Source organism: Photorhabdus viridis, from assembly GCF_040256935.1.
Classification (GTDB): domain Bacteria; phylum Pseudomonadota; class Gammaproteobacteria; order Enterobacterales; family Enterobacteriaceae; genus Photorhabdus; species Photorhabdus viridis.
This window is the reverse complement of sequence record NZ_JBEJZY010000488.1, coordinates 1-223: the sequence shown is the minus strand read 5'-3', so window position 1 is coordinate 223 and position 223 is coordinate 1. Positions and strand designations below refer to the sequence as shown.

At 57.8% G+C, this 223-nt stretch carries 1 protein-coding gene; it reads right to left on the bottom strand.

Annotated elements, in window-relative coordinates:
• On the bottom strand, positions 1-223 hold a 223-nt coding region (locus ABR397_RS25650; RefSeq protein WP_350307906.1), incomplete at both ends, for a hypothetical protein.

Below are 223 nucleotides of genomic sequence, written 5' to 3'. Positions count from 1 at the left end.
CGTCACATCCACTTCGGCATCCATACCGTACTGCGGCAGCGCGTCACGGTAGTCATAATCCCGGGTCGCCACTTTGCCTGCCACCACCTGATGCGCGGTTTCCATGCCCCACACCGCGTCTTCTTCCCCGCCGTGCATGCCTGATGGAGGGCGGGCCGGCATATAGACATTAAACTGGTAGTAACGCTGATCGTCGTAAAACTCCACCACGTCAATTTTCAGC